This is a genomic window from Phycisphaeraceae bacterium, from assembly GCA_020851465.1.
Lineage (GTDB): Bacteria > Planctomycetota > Phycisphaerae > Phycisphaerales > Phycisphaeraceae > JADZCR01.
In genome coordinates this window covers 161,696-185,034 of record JADZCR010000017.1, presented here as the reverse complement: position 1 = coordinate 185,034, position 23,339 = coordinate 161,696, and the positions used below count along the sequence as shown (strand labels likewise).

Annotated in this window: 19 protein-coding genes; 8 read left to right on the top strand and 11 right to left on the bottom strand. The window is 58.3% G+C overall.

The window, feature by feature from the left end:
- The first annotated feature begins 157 nt into the window (after nucleotides 1-157).
- The 4 genes from IT444_13535 to clpB all read left to right on the top strand — a co-directional run bounded on the left by IT444_13535 (nucleotide 158) and on the right by clpB (nucleotide 7,277).
- Nucleotides 158-964, top strand: coding sequence for a 6-carboxytetrahydropterin synthase (locus tag IT444_13535; GenBank protein ID MCC7193791.1), 807 nt, complete (start codon nucleotides 158-160; stop codon nucleotides 962-964).
- Between the two features lie 99 nt (nucleotides 965-1,063).
- Complete coding sequence (locus IT444_13530; GenBank protein MCC7193790.1) at nucleotides 1,064-3,391, top strand: hypothetical protein; 2,328 nt, start codon at nucleotides 1,064-1,066, stop codon at nucleotides 3,389-3,391.
- A gap of 196 nt (nucleotides 3,392-3,587) precedes the next feature.
- On the top strand, nucleotides 3,588-4,571 hold the full coding sequence (locus IT444_13525) for a DnaJ domain-containing protein (GenBank protein MCC7193789.1): 984 nt from the start codon (nucleotides 3,588-3,590) through the stop codon (nucleotides 4,569-4,571).
- A gap of 39 nt (nucleotides 4,572-4,610) precedes the next feature.
- Nucleotides 4,611-7,277, top strand: coding sequence for an ATP-dependent chaperone ClpB (gene clpB / locus IT444_13520; protein MCC7193788.1), 2,667 nt, complete (start codon nucleotides 4,611-4,613; stop codon nucleotides 7,275-7,277).
- Between the two features lie 73 nt (nucleotides 7,278-7,350).
- On the opposite strand, the gene IT444_13515 is transcribed toward clpB, so the two are convergent.
- Nucleotides 7,351-8,415 carry a Gfo/Idh/MocA family oxidoreductase gene (locus IT444_13515; GenBank protein ID MCC7193787.1) on the bottom strand — a complete coding sequence of 355 codons (1,065 nt, stop codon included), beginning with the start codon at nucleotides 8,413-8,415 and terminating at the stop codon, nucleotides 7,351-7,353.
- 78 nt (nucleotides 8,416-8,493) lie between these two features.
- On the bottom strand, nucleotides 8,494-9,000 hold the full coding sequence (locus IT444_13510; protein ID MCC7193786.1) for a hypothetical protein: 507 nt from the start codon (nucleotides 8,998-9,000) through the stop codon (nucleotides 8,494-8,496).
- 124 nt (nucleotides 9,001-9,124) lie between these two features.
- Here IT444_13510 and IT444_13505 point away from each other — a divergent pair, with 124 nt between their 5' ends.
- Nucleotides 9,125-10,072 (top strand): CPBP family intramembrane metalloprotease, encoded by a 948-nt coding sequence (locus IT444_13505; protein MCC7193785.1) that lies wholly within the window; start codon nucleotides 9,125-9,127, stop codon nucleotides 10,070-10,072.
- A 62-nt stretch (nucleotides 10,073-10,134) separates the two neighbouring features.
- Here IT444_13505 and IT444_13500 read toward each other — a convergent pair whose 3' ends face one another.
- Together IT444_13500 and IT444_13495 are read right to left on the bottom strand one after the other, a co-directional pair.
- Nucleotides 10,135-10,923, bottom strand: a complete 789-nt coding sequence (locus IT444_13500; protein MCC7193784.1) for a DUF1559 domain-containing protein — start codon at nucleotides 10,921-10,923, stop codon at nucleotides 10,135-10,137.
- A 47-nt stretch (nucleotides 10,924-10,970) separates the two neighbouring features.
- On the bottom strand, nucleotides 10,971-11,753 hold the full coding sequence (locus tag IT444_13495; protein MCC7193783.1) for a PEP-CTERM sorting domain-containing protein: 783 nt from the start codon (nucleotides 11,751-11,753) through the stop codon (nucleotides 10,971-10,973).
- Nucleotides 11,754-12,029: 276 nt separating this feature from the next.
- Here IT444_13495 and IT444_13490 point away from each other — a divergent pair, with 276 nt between their 5' ends.
- Both IT444_13490 and IT444_13485 read left to right on the top strand, forming a co-directional pair.
- A complete protein-coding gene (locus tag IT444_13490; protein ID MCC7193782.1) occupies nucleotides 12,030-13,307 on the top strand; it encodes a SpoIIE family protein phosphatase in 1,278 nt (425 codons plus the stop codon).
- Nucleotides 13,308-13,494: 187 nt separating this feature from the next.
- Complete coding sequence (locus IT444_13485; protein ID MCC7193781.1) at nucleotides 13,495-14,685, top strand: HD domain-containing protein; 1,191 nt, start codon at nucleotides 13,495-13,497, stop codon at nucleotides 14,683-14,685.
- 75 nt (nucleotides 14,686-14,760) lie between these two features.
- Here IT444_13485 and IT444_13480 read toward each other — a convergent pair whose 3' ends face one another.
- The 7 genes from IT444_13480 to IT444_13450 form a co-directional block, all read right to left on the bottom strand.
- Nucleotides 14,761-15,183 carry a hypothetical protein gene (locus tag IT444_13480; GenBank protein MCC7193780.1) on the bottom strand — a complete coding sequence of 141 codons (423 nt, stop codon included), beginning with the start codon at nucleotides 15,181-15,183 and terminating at the stop codon, nucleotides 14,761-14,763.
- 140 nt (nucleotides 15,184-15,323) lie between these two features.
- On the bottom strand, nucleotides 15,324-15,767 hold the full coding sequence (locus IT444_13475; GenBank protein ID MCC7193779.1) for a hypothetical protein: 444 nt from the start codon (nucleotides 15,765-15,767) through the stop codon (nucleotides 15,324-15,326).
- A gap of 743 nt (nucleotides 15,768-16,510) precedes the next feature.
- Nucleotides 16,511-16,984, bottom strand: a complete 474-nt coding sequence (locus tag IT444_13470; protein MCC7193778.1) for a hypothetical protein — start codon at nucleotides 16,982-16,984, stop codon at nucleotides 16,511-16,513.
- A gap of 447 nt (nucleotides 16,985-17,431) precedes the next feature.
- Nucleotides 17,432-20,074, bottom strand: a complete 2,643-nt coding sequence (locus tag IT444_13465) for a DNA translocase FtsK (protein ID MCC7193777.1) — start codon at nucleotides 20,072-20,074, stop codon at nucleotides 17,432-17,434.
- Nucleotides 20,075-20,220: 146 nt separating this feature from the next.
- Nucleotides 20,221-20,691, bottom strand: coding sequence for a hypothetical protein (locus tag IT444_13460; GenBank protein MCC7193776.1), 471 nt, complete (start codon nucleotides 20,689-20,691; stop codon nucleotides 20,221-20,223).
- Between the two features lie 3 nt (nucleotides 20,692-20,694).
- Nucleotides 20,695-21,150, bottom strand: coding sequence for a dUTP diphosphatase (gene dut, locus IT444_13455; protein MCC7193775.1), 456 nt, complete (start codon nucleotides 21,148-21,150; stop codon nucleotides 20,695-20,697).
- 30 nt (nucleotides 21,151-21,180) lie between these two features.
- Nucleotides 21,181-22,956 (bottom strand): cation:proton antiporter, encoded by a 1,776-nt coding sequence (locus IT444_13450; GenBank protein ID MCC7193774.1) that lies wholly within the window; start codon nucleotides 22,954-22,956, stop codon nucleotides 21,181-21,183.
- 165 nt (nucleotides 22,957-23,121) lie between these two features.
- Between IT444_13450 and IT444_13445 the strand changes: the two genes are divergently transcribed.
- Nucleotides 23,122-23,289: a hypothetical protein gene (locus IT444_13445; GenBank protein ID MCC7193773.1), complete on the top strand. Its 168-nt coding sequence runs from the start codon at nucleotides 23,122-23,124 to the stop codon at nucleotides 23,287-23,289.
- Nucleotides 23,290-23,339: the final 50 nt, after the last annotated feature.

Below are 23,339 nucleotides of genomic sequence, written 5' to 3'. Positions count from 1 at the left end.
CTTTACAAATACAAAATCCCCGACGAACCGCGCGTAATGCCGGGTCGGCGCGCGGTGCTTCGTTGCCGCCGGTCAATACGAAACTCTGCAATTCAGCAAAGACGGATGCAAGTCAATTCGACCAATAATTTCGATCTTGCCCTCTATAATTCCGCCCATGCTGGAACTGAGCCGCACGGTACGCTTCTGCCTTAACAACCCGGAATGTTCGGCGGGCCGACCGGTCGCGCCGAAAAATAACGGTTTCGCGGGCTGGCCTCCGATGCGAGGTCTGGGGCGGTACTACGAACTGGATGTCCGATGCGCCGGCGAGGCTGACCACGTAACCGGCTATTTCATCAACATCACGCACATCGACGATGCCGTCCGACGACTCGTGCTGCCGCTGATGCAGCAGGCGCTGATTGACACGGACGGCGGCGCGAACGTGGCGGTGGCGGACCTGCTTCGTCGTTCTTTGGGTCTGCTCCAGCCGGCACTGTCCGAGAGTGTCGAGGAGATTTCTCTGCGACTCACGCCGTTTTATTCACTGGGGATCCGGAGACGCGACATGAATCATGCGATCGTTCGGCAAAGGTTTGAGTTCTCCGCGGCGCATCGGCTGCATGTCGATGCTCTTTCGGCTGACGAAAACCGACATGTCTTCGGCAAGTGCAACAACCCTTCCGGGCACGGCCACAACTATCAACTCGAAGTCGCTGTCCGCTCCCCGATCAACGCTCAGGGTCACGCACTGGCAGTGGAAGAACTCGATGCGCTGGTGAATGAAGTGGTCGTGCAGAAACTCGACCACAAGCACCTCAATATCGACGTCCCCGAATTCGCGGACCTCAACCCCTCGGTTGAGAACATCGCCATGGTCATCCATAACCTACTCACACCTGCTCTCAGAAAGCTCAGCGTCGAACTCGACTCGGTCAGCGTGTGGGAAACGGGCAAGACGGTCTGCACGTACCGCGGTTAGCAGGGCTGATTTTTCGCGGTGATTCGTGTGCGTGCCCAATCGAGAGCCAACAACGGCTGTCGGTCGTACAATTCCACCCTTTATCCTGGACTTTCTCCTATGACTTCCGCACGGCAGACGATCCACATTCACAACCGCTCGCACCGTACCTTTCCAAATCAGCCGATCACTTACGGAATCCCCTGGCCTGAAGGCACAATCAGGGATGTGAGCGAGCTTGTGTGTCGCAATGAAGCGGGCACGGAGGTGCCTGCTGCGTTCAAGTGCCTGAACACCTGGCCGGACGGCAGCGTGCAGTGGTCGCTGCTCGATACGGCGGTCGATCTGAATCCCTCGGCTGGCGTCGGCCTGACGATCGCACAGGGCAAATCATCCAAACCTCGGCACGCCAACCCCGTCAAGGCGTCACTCGACGGCGAAAGCGTCCGTGTGGGTAACGGCCTCGTCGAGCTGGCCCTCAGCGCGAGACAGAATGAGCTGCTCACAGGCTGGACGGCCGGCAAGCTGCCGCTGGTAGCTCCTGATGGATTCGACGTGACCTTTCGCTGGAACGGCAGCCGTTATTCGCTCAAAGCTGGTCCGCGAAAAGTCACACTGGAAGAAAATAATCCGCTGCGCGTCGTGGTGCGTTTTGACGGCAAACACGGGTTGGTTTCCGGCGAGGGTGAAAAGACATGTCTGGACTATTTTCTGCGGATCGAGGTTCGGGCCGGCCGCAGTGATGTGAAGATCACGCATGCCTTCCGCAATCGTGAATTGCCGACACCGGGCCTCGCCATCTCGCATTTCGACATGACTTTTCATACCGCCATCGACGAGAAGGCCAAGCGATGTTTCACCGCCAACTCGCGGACACGACATTACCTGACCGAATCGATGCGCGTTGATGAAGACCCGGAGATCGTCGCGTCAGACACCGGCGATATCGACAACTATGCGACGAAACACGTCGAGCGAAACGCCGCGGACTCCTTCGTCCGTGATGCTGCGGTGCTGCACGACCCGCCGGAGAACAAGCCTTGGTGGCTGCGCGACATCAAGTTCCGTCTTCAGGCGGGCGGCAGCCGGTGCGTCTGGCCTTACCTCGCGCTGCTGGACTCTCGTCACGGCGTACTCATTTCGCTAAAAGGCCTGACCAATCTTCACCCCAAGAGCCTCTCGTCAAAAGGCTCCACTCTCCGTGTGGCTCTGTGGCCTGAATGGGCGGGGAACCTCGCGATCACGCAGGGAGCTGGCCGCTCGCATGTCGTGCATCTGGCTCCGCTGTCGGCTGATGACAGCGATGAAGCGATCCAGACGCGATACCTCTCCTGGGAGTACGGCGGTTTCTACACAGGCTCCGCGGGTGGCGAGCCGATCAAGATCATCCCCGACATCGAACATGTGCGCAAGTGCAGCGTGTTCGCCATCGACCTCCTGCCTGCCTACGAGCCGCGCAAGCATTTTGCGTTTGAACGCAAAGTTCTCGATGCCTGGATCGGCATTTCCTACGGCGAGCTTGGCGCGGTCGATCAGGTCGCCCAGTGGCCCCCCAGCGGATTCTGGCACTACGGCGATAACGGCCTGGGTAACAACGAGGAGATGCACAACCTCGTCTATTTCCAGAACTACCTCCGCACCGGTAACTTCGGCTGTGCGGAGTATGCCCTCAACGGCACGCGACACATGCTGGAGGTCGATCACTGCGCTTTTAGCACCGACCCGTTACAGAACGGCGGACAGGTCGCACACACCGTCAATCACAACGACGGTACCGCCTACCCGTCACATGAATGGTTCACGGAATATCTGTTCGCCTATGCGCTGACTGGTGACCGCGAGTACCTCGAAGGTGCCAAACGCGCCTGCGAACATCTCCTGCACTGGATCAATGACGCTGAAGGCTTTGCGATCATCTCCGCTGACCAGCGTGAAGCCGGCCAGCCGATGATCGACCTGACGTGGTGCTATGACTTCCTGCGCGATGAGCGATATCTCAAGGCGTGCTGGAAAATCGTGCGCGAGTACTTGATGCGCAACACTGCGAAGCTCGGACAGATGCTCGATGAAAAGCCCTCCTCAAGCCCCGTGAAGGTATGCAGCTACGGCGACTACGCGGCGTGGGAGGGAATGTTCTGGCTCTGGCAGCGTGAACGTGATCCGAGCAAGCGCGAGGAGCTTAAAGCCTTCATGCTCAGCCAGCTTGAATGGCGGCTGGTATGGGAAAAGATGGGGGTTCATGGCTTCCACCGCGTGACCGACTACAACCCCGCAGCCTACGCCTATTACCTCACAGGTGACAAGGAATGGCTCAATCGGGTGAGCTATCCGTTCTGGCATGCCTTCCGTGCTGCCCGCTGGCCTCTGGGCTGGGTTCATGCGATGTACTACATAAAACTCGCCCTCGATTTTGATCTAGTCAATGACAGAGACGTGCATGTGCAATGATGAGGCGATGAGGCTCGATCAATGCCCCGACCGGCGGTAATTGCCGGTTACACCATGCCTTCCACCGCCTGCCATTGCGGCACTTTCGGACGGTCCCATCCGCAATTCTGTCCATTCTCCAGCCGGTAACCCCCCTAAAATGCCCCGAATTCGCGGTGCGCCTGTTGCACTGCATACCCTGACACCGGAAAAACTCATGGCTGTAAAGTTCCAGGATTATTACGAAACTCTCGGCGTGGCGCGGACGGCGACACAGGATGAGATTCAGCGCGCCTACCGCAAGCTGGCGCGGAAGTACCACCCTGACGTCAACAAGGAAAAAGGGGCTGAAGCCCAGTTCAAGAAAGTCACCGAAGCCTACGAAGTGCTCTCCGACCCGGAGAAACGGAAACGCTACAACGAGCTGGGCGAAAATTGGAAAGCCGGTCAGGAGTTCACCCCCCCGCCGGGATGGGAACAGCGGTTTCGCCGCGGCCACCCAGGAACGGGTAACGGCAGCGGTCAGCAGTTTCATTTTGAAGGCGGGGACTTCAGCGACTTTTTCGAGTCGTTTTTCGGCGGATCACGCGGGGGCGGAAGCCGCGGCGGATTCGATTTTGAGGAAATGCTGGGTAGCCGCGGCGCGGGACGCTCTGCCGCTCGACAGGGCCAGAACGTCGAAGCTGACATCATGATCACGCTTGAAGAAGCCTACCGAGGCACCTCGCGTCAACTCACGCTGCGCACGCCGGACGGCAAGACCCGGACCCTCACGATCAAGGTTCCGCCCGGCACGCTCGACGGCCAGACGATCCGTGTCGCTGGGCAAGGCTCGCCGGGTATCGGCGGCGCACCGGCAGGTGATCTGCTTCTGCACGTCCGGCTGGCGGAGGATCCGCGGTTTCGGGTGGATGGCCGAAATCTCACCATTCCCGTGCACGTCGCGCCGTGGGAGGCTGCGCTGGGCGCGAAGGTGCCGGTACGAACGCTCGACGGCGAATTGACAGTCACGATTCCGCCCGGCTCACAGAGCGGACAAAAACTGCGAATCAAGGGCAAAGGTCTGCCCGGTCGCGGCAGCGCAGAGCCGGGAGACCTGTTCGCCCAGGTGAAGATCGTCGTACCCAAGACGCTCACGGATCGTGAGCGCGAGTTGTTCGAGGAATTGAAAAAGGAAACAAAGTTTGACCCGCGGACGTAAGGTCGTCCGTAGATCAAACATCCCGAAAGGGGCAGACGCATGGACCCGAACCGATTAACGCAGAAAACACAGGAAGCTCTTCACGACGCGCAGGCGATCGCGGTGAAACACGGCCACCAGGCTGTCGATACCGAGCATCTGCTGCTGGCGTTGTGTCGTCAGGAAGGCGGACTCGTGCCCCGGCTGCTGACGAAAATGGAGCGCCCCGCCGACGTGGTAATCGCCGAGCTTCAGCGTGAGCTGGAGCGGCGACCGAGCGTGACCGGACCCGGAGCGCAGGGCGGCATCGCGGTGACGCAGGATGTCCAGCAGGTTCTCGTGGACGCCGAAGCCGAAGCCAAAAAACTGCGTGATGAGTACGTCTCGGTCGAGCATGTGGTTATGGCGATTCTCAAGCCGTCGAATAAATCCGCGGCTGCGCGCATCCTCCGCACCCTCGGCATCAATTACGAAACCTTCCTCGCTGCCATGACACAGGTCCGGGGCAATCAGCGGGTGCAATCCGCCAACCCCGAAGCGACTTACGAAGCCCTTGAACGCTATGGCCGTGATCTCGTGAAAGTCGCGCGTGACGGGAAGATGGACCCTGTCATCGGCCGCGACTCGGAAATCCGCCGCGTCATCCGTGTGCTCTCCCGTAAAACGAAAAACAACCCCGTGCTCATCGGCGAGCCGGGCGTCGGCAAGACCGCGATCGTCGAAGGACTGGCGCAGCGGATCGTGCGCGGCGACGTGCCCGAAGGATTAAAGGAAAAAACGATTTTCGCGCTGGACATGGGTTCACTGGTCGCCGGCGCGAAATACCGCGGTGAGTTTGAAGAACGGCTCAAGGCTGTGCTCAATGAAGTGAAGTCAGCTGAGGGTCGGATCATTCTGTTCATCGACGAGCTGCACACGATCGTCGGTGCGGGCAAAGCTGAGGGGGCGATGGATGCGGGCAACATGCTCAAACCCATGCTCGCCCGCGGAGAACTGCATTGCATCGGTGCGACGACGCTGGATGAATACCGCCAGCACATTGAAAAGGATGCCGCACTGGAGAGGCGATTCCAGCCGGTAGTCGTCGATCCGCCGACCGTGGAAGACACGATCTCGATCCTGCGCGGGTTGCGCGAGCGATTCGAGGTTCACCACGGCGTGCGCATTCAGGACAACGCGCTGGTGGCAGCTGCGGTGCTCTCCAACCGTTACATCACCGATCGCTTCCTGCCTGACAAGGCAATCGACCTCGTTGACGAGGCGTGCGCGATGATCCGCACCGAAATTGACTCGATGCCCGCGGAGCTTGATGAAGCGACGCGCCGCGTCATGCAACTGGAGATTGAGGAAGCAGCACTGAAAAAGGAGAAGGACGAGCCGAGCCGCCAGAGGCTCAGCGCGATTCAAAAAGAAAAGGCCGAAGTGAAGGCCAAGGCCGACACCATGCGGGCGCAGTGGGAAAACGAAAAAGGTGCGCTGGGTAAGGTGCAGCAACTCCGCGAAGAGATCGAAAAGGTTCGTCAGCAGATTGAGACGCACAAAAACCCGCGCAGCTACGACCCGCAGAAGGCGGCAGAGCTGGAATACGGCCGCCTGCCGGAGCTTCAGAAACAGCTCGCAGCCCTGAATGCGACTCCGCATGATTCCGCGGGGCATCGCAAGGATGCGGGCACTTCATCCAAGCCGCGCACCGAATCACGATTGCTCCGTGAGGAGGTGACGGACGAGGAAATCGCGTCGATCGTTTCCAAGTGGACGGGAATTCCCGTCACCCGTCTGGTCGAAGGTGAGCGGGAAAAACTGCTGAAACTCGATGAGATTCTCCACGAGCGCGTGATCGGCCAGGATGAAGCGGTACAGCTCGTCGCCGACGCAGTGATCCGCGCCCGTGCGGGGATCAAGGATCCCAAGCGGCCGATCGGTTCGTTCATCTTTCTGGGGCCTACCGGCGTCGGCAAGACCGAGCTGGCCCGCGCTTTGGCGCACACGCTCTTTGATAGCGAGGAAAATATCGTCCGCATTGATATGTCCGAGTACATGGAAAAGCACACGGTGTCGCGTCTCATCGGCGCGCCTCCGGGCTACGTCGGCTACGAGGAAGGCGGCCAGCTCACCGAAGCGGTGCGCCGCAAGCCGTACAGCGTCGTGCTCTTTGACGAAATCGAGAAGGCACACCACGACGTTTTCAACGTGCTGTTGCAGATTCTCGATGACGGCCGGGTGACTGACGCGCAGGGCAGGACGGTGAGTTTCAAAAACTGCGTCATCATCATGACGAGCAATATCGGCTCTCAGTATCTGCTCGAAGATACGCTGACCGGCGGGAAGATCGGCGATCAGGCACGGAACAGCGTGATGAGCGCGTTGCGGCAGCACTTCCGTCCGGAGTTTCTCAACCGCATCGACGACATCGTGCTGTTCAAGCCGTTGACGCTGCCGGAGATCAAGCGGATCGTTGACCTTCAATTGGACGACATCCGTCGCCGACTCGCCGACCGCAACATCAAGCTGGAACTGACCGACGCCGCCAAAGATCTCGTCGCCGAAGCCGGTTACGACCCGGTGTACGGCGCCCGACCGCTCAAGCGGTACCTGCAACATGAACTGGAAACGAAGATCGGCCGCTCCATCCTCGCGGGCAAGGTGAGCGACGGCGCGCTGGTGCGCGTCACAGCGGAGGACGGCAAGCTGAAGGTGGAGGCGATGGAACCGCAGCCCGCTGCCTGAGCGCAGGATAGTAAACCGATCACGCTGCCGCTTGCGCGTAGCATGTCGTGAGCACGGGTAGAGTCATCGGGAACTATCCGACTTCTACTTCGCGGTCCAGTCGGCTTGACTCGTAGATCGCATCAATGATCGACTGCACGACGCGGCCGCGCTCACCGCTGGCGTGAGGAATCTCCCGAGTATCGACACTCCGGACAAAGGCGCGGAGTTGTTCATCGGTGGCTACCGCGTCACGGAGTTTCGGGACGATGTCCACGTTGTGGCCATTCTTCTCGGTGGCGATTTTCAGATCGGTCGCGCCAAGCTGAAACGTCATGCCTCCCGTTTCACCAAAGAAGCCCATGAGGTTACTCATGCTGCCTTCGGGGAAATTACCGGCCCAGGCGGCATTCACCTCCAGCGTCATTCCGCCCTCGAAGCGTACCAGCGCGTGGGCGGAATCTTCGACGTCAAACTTTCCGTCGAGTCGCGGCGGGCCGGCCCACATGTATTCGTAGGTGTAATTTTTCATGCGTGAACCGAAGTTGGCGTACACCTTGCCGCTGACGCGCGTGACTTTCGGGAAGTCCATCAGGTACATCGCCAGGTCGATGATGTGAACACCCAGGTCGATAAGCGGCCCGCCGCCGGAAAGAGCTTTGGTGGTGAACCACCCGCCCAGACCGGGAATACCGCGACGGCGATAGATATTCGCCTTGGCGTGATAGAGCTTGCCCAGATCACCCGAATCAATGAACTTCCGTGCTGACTGCGCCACGGGAGCGAAGCGATTCACAAATCCGATCTGCACAATGCGGTTGTTCGCACGAGCGGCGGCGTTGATCTCGTCGCACTCGGCGATATTCATGGCCATCGGCTTTTCGAGGAGCACATCCTTGCCCGCCTTCAGCGCAGCGACGGCAATCTCTTTGTGAAACTTATTGGGCACGCCGATGATGACCGCATTCACATCCGGCCTTGCTAGGAGTTCGTCAGGCTTTGACGTGATCGCACTGACGCCGACGGATGACGCCAACGCACGCGCTGCCTGTTCGTTTACATCCGCGATACATGCGATGTCCACTCCGACCCGCTTTGCGGTTTGCGCATGCGACTGACCAATGGCTCCGGCTCCGATGATTCCAAGTTTGATGGGCATGGATTGATCCTTTTAAGAAAGCGGGATGATAGCGAATATCCACCCGCATCTCTCAGGGCGGCAACTGACTTCGCCTGTTCATTTCATGATCCGCAATCCCGCACGCTGTCGCTCCTCATTGAGCCGGCGGATTGCCCGCGGCTCATCCTTGAGTAATTTCACCAGCTGTGACGGCGTGCAACCCAATGCGGCAGAGGCGGCGGAGATATCCCACTTGCTCGCCGCCAGCATGTCCATCGCCTCGGCGAGAATGGCTGGAAAATCCGCATGACTCACGCTGACGATCACACGACCCTTCTGCAACCGAGACTTCCACAAGGCGCTGGCAGGCTCAAACGGATCGACCGGAAAACGCACCTCAACCGCCAGATTGAGGCGAAGACGCTTCAACGCCACTCGGAGATTTTCCGCCTGACTGCGCCGCTCCGCCGCGTAACCGACGACCTGCGTCGGTCGATGGATAAGGGTGACAGCGGTCTCCACCTTATTACGATGCTGTCCGCCGGGACCAGAAGCGCGACCGCGCGTCACGTCGCACTGCTCCAGCAGTTTTTCAGGATCAATCGAAGCCGGATGAATCGCCATATAAGCATGGTAAACCACGGAGCGAGGTCGCCCTTTTCATGATGGCTTATCCGCATGATGAAAACGCCACTGACCGAATAACCGATGATTAAGATGCTGACCGACCCGTGAGCCGAGCAAACACTTGACCCCACCGCCCACCGATGAGCCACGCCGAACCGCCGCTGCGCCTTCAGGGGCCGGTCCGCTCGAACGGCTCGACGCGACGATGGCTGCGCATTGCTGGCATCCACGAGTCACGCCGTTTTTCGTTTACATCCTCGGACTCATGATCGTCGGCCTGGCGCGGGATAACTGGCCGTGGTCGTATCCGATCGGCTACGGCATCCAGTGCGCGCTGGTGGCGGCACTGCTCTGGCGTTACCGCAGGCTCACGCCGGAGGTAACGGTTAAGTTTCACTGGCTGGCCGTCCCGGTGGGCATTTTCGTCTTTGTCGCCTGGGTCTGGCTGGGCATGTGGATCGCCAACTTCGATAAGGTTCGCTTCGACGGACTGGGGAAGATGACCAGCGATCTCTTTGCAGGTTGGAGTGATCCGCAACGGCTCGTGCCGTACCACGACCCGACCGCCAAGTCATTTCAACAGGAAATGGGTGATCGCGCGGGAACGATCGCGCTTTACATGCGGCTCGTCGGCATGTCCTTGCTGGTGCCGCTGTTCGAGGAGCTTTTCATCCGCTCGCTGATGTTGCGCAGTCTGCACAGCGGCAAACGGACGATGATCGGCCTGCTCCAGATGTTTGAGGATGTGCCGGTGATCGGCGAATGGTTCAGCGAGACGAAGTACGGCCAGCGTATCAGCCACCTGCCCACTACCCATTTCGGTCGTGAGTTTGAGCAGACGCCGTTGGGAGCGCTCTCGGTTTTCGGCGTGGCGGCATCGACGCTGGTGTTTCTCATCAGTCATCATCCGCGCGACTATGCAGGCGTCGTGGTCTGCGGCATCGCTTACTGCCTGCTGGTCGCTGCCACCGCACGCAAAGGACTTGGCCCGGTCATCTGGGCACACGGCATCACCAACGCGCTGCTCTGGATTTACACGGTGCGAACGGGAGATTGGCAGTTTCTGTAAAACCCAATGCGTTCCGGCTTCCGCGAGATGAAGTGAACCCAGCTTGACGCATTCTGCCGATTTCAAGGCAGGGCGAGAATCCACGCCAACACCTGATTACCGTTAGCGCGATTCGTAGCCGAGTCGGTAAACCATCCAGGCGTCACCAGTGCGTAGTTGATTTTCTGGGTAATCGTGCGGACGGCGCCGTCGGAGAAACCGACATTGGCACCGCCGCTGAATGCGCCGCGTTGATTGGAAGCGTGACGCAGTCCCACATCACCGGGTGATGCATCGAACTGCTGCGCCTGTGCCGCACCGATGGCGGAATTATCCTGTGCCTTTCCATCGACATAGAGCACCAGCGGCTGGCTGCGTTTGATTTCCGACTCATGGGTGAAATAACGTCCGCCGGCGTCGTCATACAACGCATCGTTCATCTTGAAGGTCTGATTCCCCGACTGCCCGTTGGCGGAATTGATGATGACCTCGTCTTTCCACACGGGATCCTGCTTGTATTGAACATAATTGCGTTCCGTCGCCGCGGAAGGCCCCGATGAAGTGTAATTCTTGATCGTCTGCTCCAGGTAGTAGTCAATCGCGTTAAACCAGAGAGCACTGCCGCGCTGCGTGGGGGTCAGCGACCCGGTGCTGCCCATCGCCGGCCGGGGATAAAAGTGCTTGTTATCCGTGAGGTAGTTATGGGTCGCCAGGACCACGGACTTCATGTTGGAGGAACACAGAACCGTGCGTGCCGTCGCTCTCGCCGAGCCAAGCACCGGCAGCAGGATCGCTATCAGCAGCGCGATGATACTGATGACAACCAATAACTCGATGAGCGTGAATCCGATGTGAGAGATGCGGTGGCGCATGCGTCCTCGTTTAGATCAGGCACCTGTCACGCTCTGTCCGTAGGTGCTCACACCCGACGGCGAGTGCCGAACGCCAGAACCGCTCCGACAAACAGCACCATCGAGGACGGCTCTGGAACCATCAGCGTCAGGTCATCAATCGCCAGCGCGTGATCGGTGCTCGTGTGATTCACATCCGTCCAGCGGATCCAGAAATAGCTGTTATTCGGAATGCTGATCGAGTTAATCGAACCGGATACGGATGCTTGATTGGCAGCAAGGTTGCCATCCAGCGCAGTCGTCGAGCCGCTGTGCTGCGGGCCGGTGAAATCCAGCGCGGAAACGGCAGTCCAGCCGGCTGAGTCGATGGCGACCAGCGAGTCAGTAATGATGTACTCAAAGGTGATGGATTGCGCGGTAGTGTTGCCGTTATCGCGCCACTGCTCACCAGTGTATTCGAGAGACATACCGGTGATGGCTGCACCGGTGCCGTTTTGGAAACGCGCGCCCCACGTGTGCGTGCCGCCAAAGCCGCCCAGTGCCCGCTCGGTGGAGCTGACGGAGCCGAAGCTGTAAATATTGCCGGCAGAGATCGCGCCGTCATCTGCGCGGAAGGTTGTGCTGGCTGCGCTGTTCTCGGCATACCATCCGGTCAACGTCGAGTCATCGGTCCAGGTGAAGTCGGTGCCCGTGCCCGTGTGACTGGGCAGACCGTCGAAGTCCTGCGTGTAGGTGGATGATGACAACAGCACTGCCGCTTCGGTCGTGCTGCACAAAGTCATCGTTGACACGAGGGACATCGCCGCCAGAGCACTCTTGATCCAGAATGACTGCATGGTTTGCGTTCTCATCACGTGCTTTCTCCTGTTGCCTCGACCGACTTGAAATGTCCAGATAACAAAAATGTATCCGGTACTCTGAATAAACTCTATGGAAATCTTGTTAGCGACAGTAAATTCACAGTTACTAACGGTTTCCGAATCTCCCCGGTCCGCCGATGGCTGCAAAAGTCAGCGGGCAGCATCGCCCCGTCAGCCCGCACGAACGGACCGAAAACAGATAAATCACGGCTATTTCAAGAGAAATACTTTGACCACGGGGTCGGATAGAAGCCATACTGGTTATCTATGTCCGCCCCGGAGGATATCAGCGACCAGCTCGAAACCGCGGCCGTTCTGCGGCTTCTGGAGTTGTCGCGCCATCTGGCGGCCCCCGACAACCTGCAAACGCTTCTGCAACGGGTGATCGATACTGCACGCGAGGTGCTTCATGCGGATCGCGCCACCGTCTTTCTGTACGACGATAAGACGCGGGAGCTTTTCACCTACGTCGCCCACGGGGTTAAAGGACTGCGCTTCAGCATCGACAAAGGTATTGCCGGCGAGTGTGCGCGCACCCGCGCGATTGTCAACGTCCCCGATTGCTACGCCGACCCGCGATTCAATCCGCAATTCGACCGCGACACCGGCTACCGCACGCGCTGCCTCATCACCGTGCCGCTGATGGGCCTCGAAGATGAACTGGTCGGAGTCTTGCAACTGCTCAACTCCAACAAAGAGTCCTTCGATGTCGGCGACGAGCGGATGAGTGAAGCACTCGCGGGACAGGCGGCTGTGGCGATCCAGCGGGCCAGACTCATGGAAGACCGGCTGGAAAAGCTCAAGCTCCAGCGTGACCTGGCACTGGCGCGACAGATTCAGATGAATGTTCTGCCTCGTGAGCTGCCGAAAGTCGAAGGCTATGACCTGGCGGGATTCAGCCAGCCCGCGGAAGAGACCGGCGGAGATATCTACGACATCCTGACCTGCCGGGAAGACGATAACCCGCCGATCATGATGCTCATGGCTGACGCGACCGGTCACGGAGTCGGCCCGGCGATCTCCGTCACACAGGTCCGCGCCATGATGCGCGTCGCGGTGCGAACCAATGCCAGCCTTGATGATCTGCTCCTACACATCAATCGTCAGGTCTGTGATGACCTCGACGGCAGCCGCTTCGTCACCGCGTTTTTCGGCGTGCTCGACCCGGTGAATCACCGCGTCACCTATCACTCCGCGGGACAGGGACCACTGTTGCACTACCACGCGACCCAGAGACGTTGTGAATGGCTTGACGCATCGACTCTGCCGCTGGGAATCATGGCGGACATGCCGATCGACGCGGTGCAGCCGTTCGATCTGGAGCGCGGCGATGCGCTGGTGCTGTTGACGGATGGGTTTTACGAATATCAGAACGAAGCCGGTCAGCAGTTAGGCAAGGATCGAATCGGCGCAGTAGTGGACCGCTGCCGCGATGAAGATGCCCAATCGCTTTTGCAGGCCCTGCTCACTGAAGTGCGGTCGTTCGCCAACGGAGCCAAACAGTTGGACGATTTGACGGCTGTCATCGTCAAACGCCGCGCCTGATTCCCATTCAGAATCCTTCTGCATCATGAAAGATCGCGGGATCAATCGTGTCACACGCGATCTTGCGGATAGCGGGTGCTTTCTCGACAACTCTCCGGTTCAGATGGGTTCTGAGTGTCACTGCTGTCCGTGACTACTCAACTCCCCCATTAAAACCGTCGAAATTCACAGGGGGAGGACCGCGCCCATGCTTCGCGTTGAGCTCGAACACGCCGCGCCGGGAATGTCGCTGGCGCTGCCGGTGCGCCATCCCCGCTACATTCGCCGCACACTTCTGAAAGTCGGCTACAAACTCACCGCCAACGCCATCGCGCGTCTCCGTGAGTTGGGTATCCGCCAGCTATGGGTGCAGTATCCGAGTCTGTCCCACCTCTCCAACGTGATACGACCTGACCTCATCGCCACGCAGGGCAATCTGGTCTCGAAAATCGCGACGACCTTCGAGGATGTGCAAAAGCAATCCGTGGCACGGATGTCGTTTTCACACTACACCGCATCGATCAAGTCACTCATCGAAGGACTCGTCGGCAACCCGCAGGCGGCTCTTTTCATGGGTGATCTGGCGGAGCCGGGGAACGACGACCTGATGCGTCACAGTTCGGCTGTCACCTTCCTGAGCATCCTGATGGGGCTTAAGCTCGAAGGCTATCTCGTCAAACAACGCCGCCACATCGATCCGGGACGCGCCAAGGAAGTCATCAACCTCGGAATCGGCGCGATGCTGCATGACATCGGCATCACCGCGCTGCCCATGGAAGTCCGCGACCGTTACCGAAAAACTGCTGACGAATCAGACCCCCAGTGGCGCGAGCATCCGACACTCGGCTACAACCTCACACGCGGCAAAATCGAACCCAGTGCTGCGACCGTCGTCCTCAATCATCACCAGCGATGGGACGGATCAGGATACGGCGGCTCTGGGGTCGGTCCGCTCGATGGGCTACGCATCCACGTCTTTTCCCGGATCGTCGGCGTCGCGGAGCAGTTCGACCGGCTGCGCAATCCGCCCGGACTGCCAAGCCAACCGACGGTCTGGGCACTGGCGGCGTTTCTCAACCCCACGATGTTCGTTAAGTTCGATCCCGAAGTCGTGCGCGTGCTGCTGACGGTCGTGCCCCCCTTCCCGCCGGGCACCATGCTCAGGCTCAGTGACGGCCGGTGGGCCGTGGCGATTGACCATTGCGTCGAACAACCCTGCCGCCCCACGGTGCAGATCATCCCCGATCCTCGAAATCTGCTGCCCAACGACGAAACAGCCGGCGCGATTGTCCCTCTCGCTCAGGAGCCGCCTTCGCTCTACGTTGCGCAGGCGGACGGACATGACGTGTCGGAAATGAACTTTGAGCGGCCGGCAATTATGCAGTTGCAGGAAGTCTGAACGGCACACAGCTCACGTCTCCATCTGTGATGGCTGCCGTTCGGACGATGAATCGACCGATGGAGTTTCCAGACATCAGTGAGATGACGGCAGCGTGAAGAGGTCCTTCAACACGGGCAGCGGGCGACCTTCCACCACACACCCTGAGCCATCAAACTCCACTGCCCATGCGTCGTTATTCGAGAAGTAGTAGTTGAAAATAAAACCTTCTTTATACGCGCCGCTTTTGTATTTCTGCGCAAACTCCGCACGATTGAAACGGTACGGCTGACTTACGCCCGGCGTCATGCTGTTGGTGGACATCGTCACCGAGCTGAGCGCCTGAAACTCCTTCGGCTCCATGTGATCGGCGACTTTTTCCCACGATGTTCCAGCGACAGCCACGACCTTAAACTCGCGGGCGATCTCCTCTGGTGATTTTCCGGTAAACCCACCGGACCAGTAGATCACACCGAGCACTACGACCACCAACACCGCAACGATGCCTACTGCTTTCATGATGTTGCTCCCGTGTTGAAAGAGCCTGCCGATTGCTCGGAATCACATCATGACTCATTTTACATGGGTAATCTGACCGTCAATGAAAATCTTTTGCGCAGAATTTCTCGCTGCGTTTCTGTTGAATCTCAGCTTATTTATCAGAATATGCGACAGGCGATGACGATGAGGGCGACGATGCCGGTACAGACGATCGTCGTCAGAAATGTCACCACTGCGCCGCGTCCGAGTCCCAGCGGCGAGCCGTCAGGGGTGCGAAGGACCGTGCCGAATACCGCCGGACCACTGAGCAGCACCAGCGCAATGACCACCATACCCAGGTGCTCGGCTATCCATACCGCGCTGACACCCAGCGTCTTGTGCATCAGGAGGATGGCTGCCAGCAGCACCGCGAGGAGCAGCACCGCGGACTGTACCGCCTCTGCGAAGGGAACCTCGATACGGAAATAGTTTCTGATGATGGTGCGGACACAAGCTGCGGGAAACAGCGACACAAAAAACACGATAACCATCGCCACGAGCAGGTGGACTGCGGGAAGGAATGGCTGAAGTGTCAGCCCGAAGATGAGAGCGGGACGCGACAAGTGAAAACACAATAGCGAATTGAGGAACCCTGATGGGAGCCGATGTCAACACGACTCACCAGCCGTACAGGATGAACAGATTTCAAGTCAGGACTTTGGGTGGAGATAAAAAACCCCGCCGACAAGAGGAGTACCTTGGCAGCGGGGCGGAGGAGAAGAAGAAGCGCCAATGCGTCACATCCATCGATCCAGCCATCCACATAACTCACACATCGATTCGGACTTCATTTATTCATACGAGAGCGACGACAGACGGTTCTGCATATTTCGCTAATTCATAACAACAGCCGAAATCATCACTTGCAACACTCCTCAGGAGCGGTCAATTATTCTTGTGAAAACCGTGATTGAACCGGACGCTTGTGTTGTAGGTGATGATCTGCTGGTAGGTGACGATCCGACTCAAGAAAAACCCCCGTGTGGAGCACGGGGGTCGTGGGCACTCGGCGGGTTGTAAAAAGTCAGCGAAGGTGCCGTCAACACGACTGGGGTTCGCCAGTGGCCGGGTCTCACGCAGGAGTCCGATCACTGATGCAGGCGACCGAGCCTAGGCGGCTCATCCGTGAGCCTGCTCCATCCCGGCAGTCCAGCCGCTGTGCGGCATGAGTCCGTTCAACCTTCGCCGAGTGCGGGAATCTCAGCAGCTCCTTTGAACGCGGCACGCTCGCGGGCGTGCCTCTGTGATTTCTGACGCGCTTGTCGCGGCGTCACTCGAAAATCCAGCCGACTCTTGAGTTTGCTTCCTACTTCATCGCACGGCGAGGATTCATCAACAAGCTGCGATTTTCGGAGAGCACTTTTTCCACTCGTTCACGCCACTGCTTGCGATCACGGATTTCGAGATGATCCTTCACGCCGATGAGGGTCACCTCCGACTTGAGTCCGCTGCGTTCGAGCAGGTGTTCGGGAAGTCGAACCCGTCCCTGCTGATCGATCTCCACCCGAGCGGTCAGGCTGTACATGACCTGTTCATATTCGAGGAGCTTGTCGGCTGGCAGCTCGCTGCGATCCAGCTCCGCCGACCGCTGCTCAAATCGCGCCTCGGTGTAGAGGTTTAAGGATTGGTCCTCCCCGAGCGTGATATAAACGAAGACCGGGCTGTCGCCCCCCTTGCCATTCCTTGCAGCCTCACCCAGAATCTGACTCCGGATGTCCGAGGGTACAGCCAGGCGATTCTTCGCGTCGATCGTATGCTCGTATGTACCGGTAAAGACCAAGCCATGAAGTCCTCATTGGCCATCCGTGGCCAACCGGTCGTCCTTGATATGTGGGATTTTAACCCACTCATCCACACAACACAACACAATGCGACAAATTTCTTCAAAATTTAATCTGAACAAGAAAAATCCGCGTTATCGGGGGTAAAAACGCAGGGTTAGGGCGTCGCGAGGTAGCAATCTCTCGGTGGAAAACGTGTCGAAAAGCGTAAAAATCCGAGCAACCCCGACCATTCCAAAGAAATAACGGGTACAGATTTCTCTGAAAATCCGCCTGTATCCTCGTGATTTAGGTGCGAGTCAGCGCGTCTCCGCTTCCGACAACTGAGAAAGTGACAAGAAATGCGCAGATCAACGAATCGCGCACCAGCGGCGGCTATTCACCCTTGCTCTGGTAGAGGTTTTTACAGCTTGGGAAAAGCTCACGCTTCGGAATGTGATCCCAACTTAACGTCGAAACTCATCATCCATCTCGTCGGGGACACCATCGTCATCCTCGTCGCCGTCGTTGGCCCAATCTTTGTTCTTGCCGCCGTTTTTCTCGTAGTCGGAAATACCACCGGAGGTCGAAGCGGCGTCGGCTTCGGCCTGAGCTTTCATTGCTTCCCATTCCTCAAGCGTGATGGTGACTTCACGCGCCTGCGAGCCTTTGTACTCACCCAGGAGACCCATCGCAGCCATCTGTTCGATGAGACGGCTGGCGCGGGAGTAGCCGATGGTCAGTCTGCGTTGAAGCAGTGAGACACTGCCGCGTTTGGTTTGAAGGACAACCTTCACTGCTTCGTCGAGCAGAGGATCCTTTTCCAGATCCTCGGTTGCGCCTGTGGCAGTCGGCGCTCGCAACTGAACAAGCTGCGGCTCAAAGTTCTGCTCCGCGATTTCCTTGAGGAACTTGACGCTGCGGCGCAGTTCCATGTCATCCACCAGCGTGCCCTGGGCACGGGTGAGCTTGCTGGATCGCGGCGTGAGCACCAGCATGTCGCCCTGCCCCAGCAATAACTCCGCGCCTTTCTGGTCAAGCACGATGCGCGAGTCCATGCCGGACGCGACCTTGAAGCTCACGCGGCAAGGCATGTTGGACTTGATGAGGCCGGTGACGACGTTGGCCTGCGGGCGCTGCGTGGCGAGGATCAGATGCAGGCCGACCGCGCGAGCTTTCTGCGCGATACGGACGATGAAGCCCTCCACTTCCTTGTTGGTCATCATCAAGTCGGCCAGTTCGTCGATGATGAAAACGATCGAGTAGAGCTTCTTGGGGATGCGAGCTTCTTCCTCTTCGTTGGTCGGCTGGAGTCGCTCTTTAAGCTCGTCCCATGAGAGGCTGTTGTAGCTGCTGATGTCACGGACGCCCGCCTCGGCGAGCAATTCGTAGCGCTCATCCATCTTGGTCACAGCCCACTCAAGGATGGCTGCTGCCTTACCCATCTCTGTGACAACCGGACACATCAGGTGCGGAATGTCCTTGAACATGGACATCTCCACCATTTTGGGATCGACCAGCACCATCTTGAGCTCATCAGGCCGTTTGGTGAGCAGGAAGCTCATGATGATGGAGTTCATGCACACGCTCTTACCAGAACCAGTGGTACCGGCGATAAGCATGTGCGGCATTTTGGCGAGGTCCTCAACCAGCGGATTACCAGACGCATCTTTACCCAGGAACATGGGAAGCGTCATGCGTGCGACGGATTCCTGATTGGCGGTCATCAGTTCCTTGAGCCGTACTTTCTCCTTGATCTGGTTGGGGACTTCGATGCCGACCGTATCTTTACCCACGATGTTGGGCACGATGCGGACATTGTGGGCTTTAAGTGCGCGAGCCAGGTCGCTCGCAACCGCTGAGAGTGAGGAAACTTTCGTGCCGGCCGCAAGGCGAACTTCGTAAAGAGTGATTACCGGCCCGGAGTCGATGCCGACGACCTCACCCTCAATGCGATACTGCTGAAGTGCTTCCTCCAGTAGCACAGCCTGATCGCGGACGAGTTTTTCCATTTCATCAGTGAAGCTGCTCTCGGGCTCAACCAGCAAATCCGGGCCGGGGAAGCGGTAACCCGACAGATCGACCTCTCGCGCGGGCGCAGGCTTGGCGGCGGCTTTGGGCGCGAAGTTGATCGGCATCGATTTGATTTTGGCGCGGAGTGCTTCGGGGTCAAACGCTTTCTCAGCGACATAAGCACCCGGAGCGTCATCAGCAGCACTATCTTCTTCCGCAGCGACTTCCTCGTCCGCGTCGTCCTCCTCACGAGCATCGCTGTCCGAGTCGCTGTTGCTGGGAATCAGTGCAGCTTCGTCTGCTTTCTCATCCTTGACCAGCAGCTTGCCGCTGCGACGGATCGGTTTCTTTTTCTCATCCTTTTCCTCAGGAATCGCGACGGCATCCTCATCCACCGGACCATCAATCACCAACGTGTCGGCATGAGTGTCCTCGCCATCTTCAGCATCCAGATCGTTGTGTTCACCCCACCGGCCCAGCGGAAGCTTGCCCACAAGTACCGGCGAAGGGATGGAAACTTTCGGTACCGCACGGAAGAGGCGCACAAGGTAAGAGGGTATCGCCAGCACGATCTGATCGATCGCCAGGATTGCGCCGACCCAAAAAATCAGGCCGAGGATGATGAGCGTGCCGAGCGTGTTGAACCGGTGGGAAAGTTCGGTGGCGATGTAGATACCCAGCAACCCGCCGCTGCCTTCCGGACGATCACTGATCGCCGGCGCGGACAGTCCGATGATCGCGCTGATCATCACGGCCATGATGACCATGCCGATGAGTCGGAGCACCGGCTGCGTGATGGGTTTACGACATGCGGTGGAAATCAGGCCGATGAGCCACGCCGCCATGAACAGCCAAACTCCCGGACCAGCCATGAGGTAAACGTGATGCGCAAGCATCGCGCCGACCTGACCGATCCAGTTATTCGGCTGCACGTTATGCGGCGCGATCGCCAGACCGGGGCCGTCCGCTGGATCATAGCTCACCAGCGCGGCGGCGAGCATGATCCATAAACCAGCCAGGATGACCCAGAGGGTGTAGAGCACAAGTTGATGGGCCCCGATGTCACGACGAGGGGATGGTTTGCTTTTCTTGGCCATGAGAAATCCAACTTACGGAGGTCCGGTAATAACGGTGCGACCCGCAGTAATGACGCAGGAATCGCGCACCAGTGGGTTAACATCGGCGGGAGGCGGGCTGTAAGGCCAAAACTACTGAATCGAGCTTCGGATCGCGGTGTTCGATATCACGGATGCGCTGGATTGGATCGCACGATCAGACCTCTGGTGTGGGTCTCGGTGCGCAACGGCGGACCAAAGAGGGCCTCAAGCTGAAGGCGGGTGATCGGCATGGAATAAAAGACACTCGCAGATGCATTGCCTATTTCAGGTTCGTTGATGGCTGGTTGCTGCCAATGCGGAATCTCGACATCAACATGCCGCACCTGACCATCTCGAAGCGTCAGCAGCACAAAGCCCTTGTCATAAAGAATGACCTTTTCACCCTGCCATGGACCTGAAAAGTCTGATGATCGCAGGATTTTTTCGTCGGGCAGCAGAATGCTAAAACCGGGCGAGCCTTCGACCACATCAAACGTCACCGCACGAAAACGGCCCTTATCACCCTCGACGGCCACCATGTGCGGCCAGATGAGATGCCGCTCCCGCGCGGCGCAGCCGGTGAGAAGCACGAGGATGAGAATAAGGGTGCCCTTCAAACCTTATCTCCCCGTGTGCCCAAACCCGCCCTCTCCGCGTGTCGTTGCAGGAAGCTCCGTCACGGCTTCCCATGTGACACGCGGCACAGGTTTGACGATCATCTGCGCGATCCGCATGCCACGGGTGACGGCGAACGGCTCCTTCCCGTGGTTGATCAGGGGAACCTGCACCTGGCCGCGGTAGTCGGCATCGATGGTACCCGGCGCATTGGGCATCGAGATGCCGTGCTTGGTGGCAAGACCGGATCGCGGGCGAACCTGCGCCTCGTAGCCCACAGGTACCGCCATGGCAAATCCACAGGGAATCAGCGCGATCGCTCCGGGTGGAATCGTCACACCCGATGCAGCGACGGCGGCATGCAGGTCCATACCTGCTGCATGTTCGGATTGATAGTCGGGAAGCGGCACATCATCGTTACCGGGTAGCCGCATGATCGCGATTCGGAGGGTTTCAGACATGGGAAGATCATATCGCCTCGGGAGAACGGTTCACTCTCGACCCGATGCGGGTTCGCCGGAGCTTGGCTTTTCTTCGAGCGTTGCCTGCAAAGCCACCTGCGCCTTGGCGTAGAGTTTCACGAATTGCCTCCACATCAGCACAACCAGACCTGACAGCCCGAGCGCCAGCACGATCATCACCGGCCAGGGGGGAAGAATCGCCGCGCTGAGTGCAATAAGCAGCAGCACCAGGCCGAGGGTCGCCGCGACTACCAACACGTTGGTGATGACCGCACGGATAACCGCCGTATGCTCACCCGCAGCGGCGCGGGTGACTGAGATTTCCGCAATGAGCATCGCCATCGCACGAAACTTGCGGAAAGTCGCAATCAACAGCGGCATCGCGAAGAGCATGGCGATGACCCACACCGCAGTCTTCGTCCCTGTCTCGTGCTCTCGCAGAGTTTCAACATGACTGACTAGCCAACCGACGCTGTACCGTGATATGACAAACAGGCAGGTGACCAGCGTCAGGTTGACGGCAATCTGTATTAACGTGCGGCGAACGGTCTTGCGTATCGGATCGAGTTGTGACCCGCCGCGGAATCGTCCGATCCACCGGCTGTATAGCTCAAATTGCGCCCGTACCGGCTGCGGGGTGATCTTCTCGATCCCCACAACGAACGTATCGGAATACTTGATTAGGTACGGCGTCGTCAGCGTAGTGATGACCGACACAGTCACCACGATGGGATAGAGAAAATCGCTGGTCACCCGATGCGCGACCCCCAACTGCGCGATGATGAAGGAAAACTCACCAATCTGCGATACTCCCATCCCTACGCGCAACGAGGTTCGGCCGTCGTGTCCGGTGATAAAGGTGCCCAGCGAACACGCGATGATTTTGCCCACGATCACCACGATGGTGATGATCAGAATCGGCACGGTGTACTCGAGCAGCATCGACGGGTTGATCATCATGCCGACGGCGACAAAGAAAATCGCACTGAACATATCGCGCACCGGCTCGACGAGTTCCTCGATCTGCTTGTGCTGACGACTGTCCGCGATCACTGCGCCGATGAGAAACGCTCCCAGCGCCACGCTGTAACCCATGTTGTGTGCCAGCAGAGATACGCCGAAGCATAAACCCAGCGAAGCAACCAGCATCATCTCCCGGCTGCGGAACCGAGCGATAAAGTCCATAAACCAGGGCACCACCAGCAGGCCTACCACGACAACCGAGATGAAAAATAGCGTAAGCTGTGACATCGTTGCCGCCACATCGCGTACCTGTAATTCTCCGGTGGTGGCAACACCTGAGAGCAAAGCGATGATGGCGATGGCGAGGATGTCTTCGACGATGAGGATGCCGAAAATCAGATCGGCAAACAACTGACGGCTCAAATGCAGATCCGCCAGTGCCTTGACGATGATCGTCGTCGATGAAACCGACAAAACAGCTCCGAGAAACAAGCTGTCCATCGATTTCCAGCCGAAAGCCTTACCAATTTCATAACCCAGCCAGCCCATGAGCACGATTTCAAATATCGCTGCGACGAGCGCGGTCGCTCCAACGGAAAACAACCGTCGAAAACTGAAGTGGATACCAAGGCTGAACAAGAGCAGGATCACACCCAATTCGGAGAGTACGCTGACCGCTTCTTCATGGGCGACCGTCGGAAACCATTTTGTATGCGGGCTGACCAGCAGACCGGCGAGCATATAGCCCAACACAACGGGCTGGCGGAGCATATGAAAAACCACGGTGACCACACCGGCCACAATCATGACCAACGCCAGATCACGGAGAAGGGTTTCATGCATGCCTGTAAAAACTCATAGAGGGTTGCATTTTGAATCGACACCTACGTGCTGGCGATTGTAGGAATAATTATCGGAACATCACACACCGCTGAGAAGAAGAATTCGAGTGGATGAAGGGCTTGTTCCGATAGTCTGCCCTGTCGTTAACAGATGGAGCTGATAACCATGAATCGAATGCTACTCGCAATCGCCGCACTGCTGCTGACTCTGACCGCCACCGCCTGCAACACTTTCAAGGGTGTGGGCAAGGATATTCATGACGGTGCGCAGAACGTGCAAACCTGGATGGAAGGCAGCGACGAGAACCACGAGCAACTCAGCTCTCGCTATTGATCGACTGATCCTGCCAGCCAGCCGCGATACGTACATGCTTTGACGAGCAT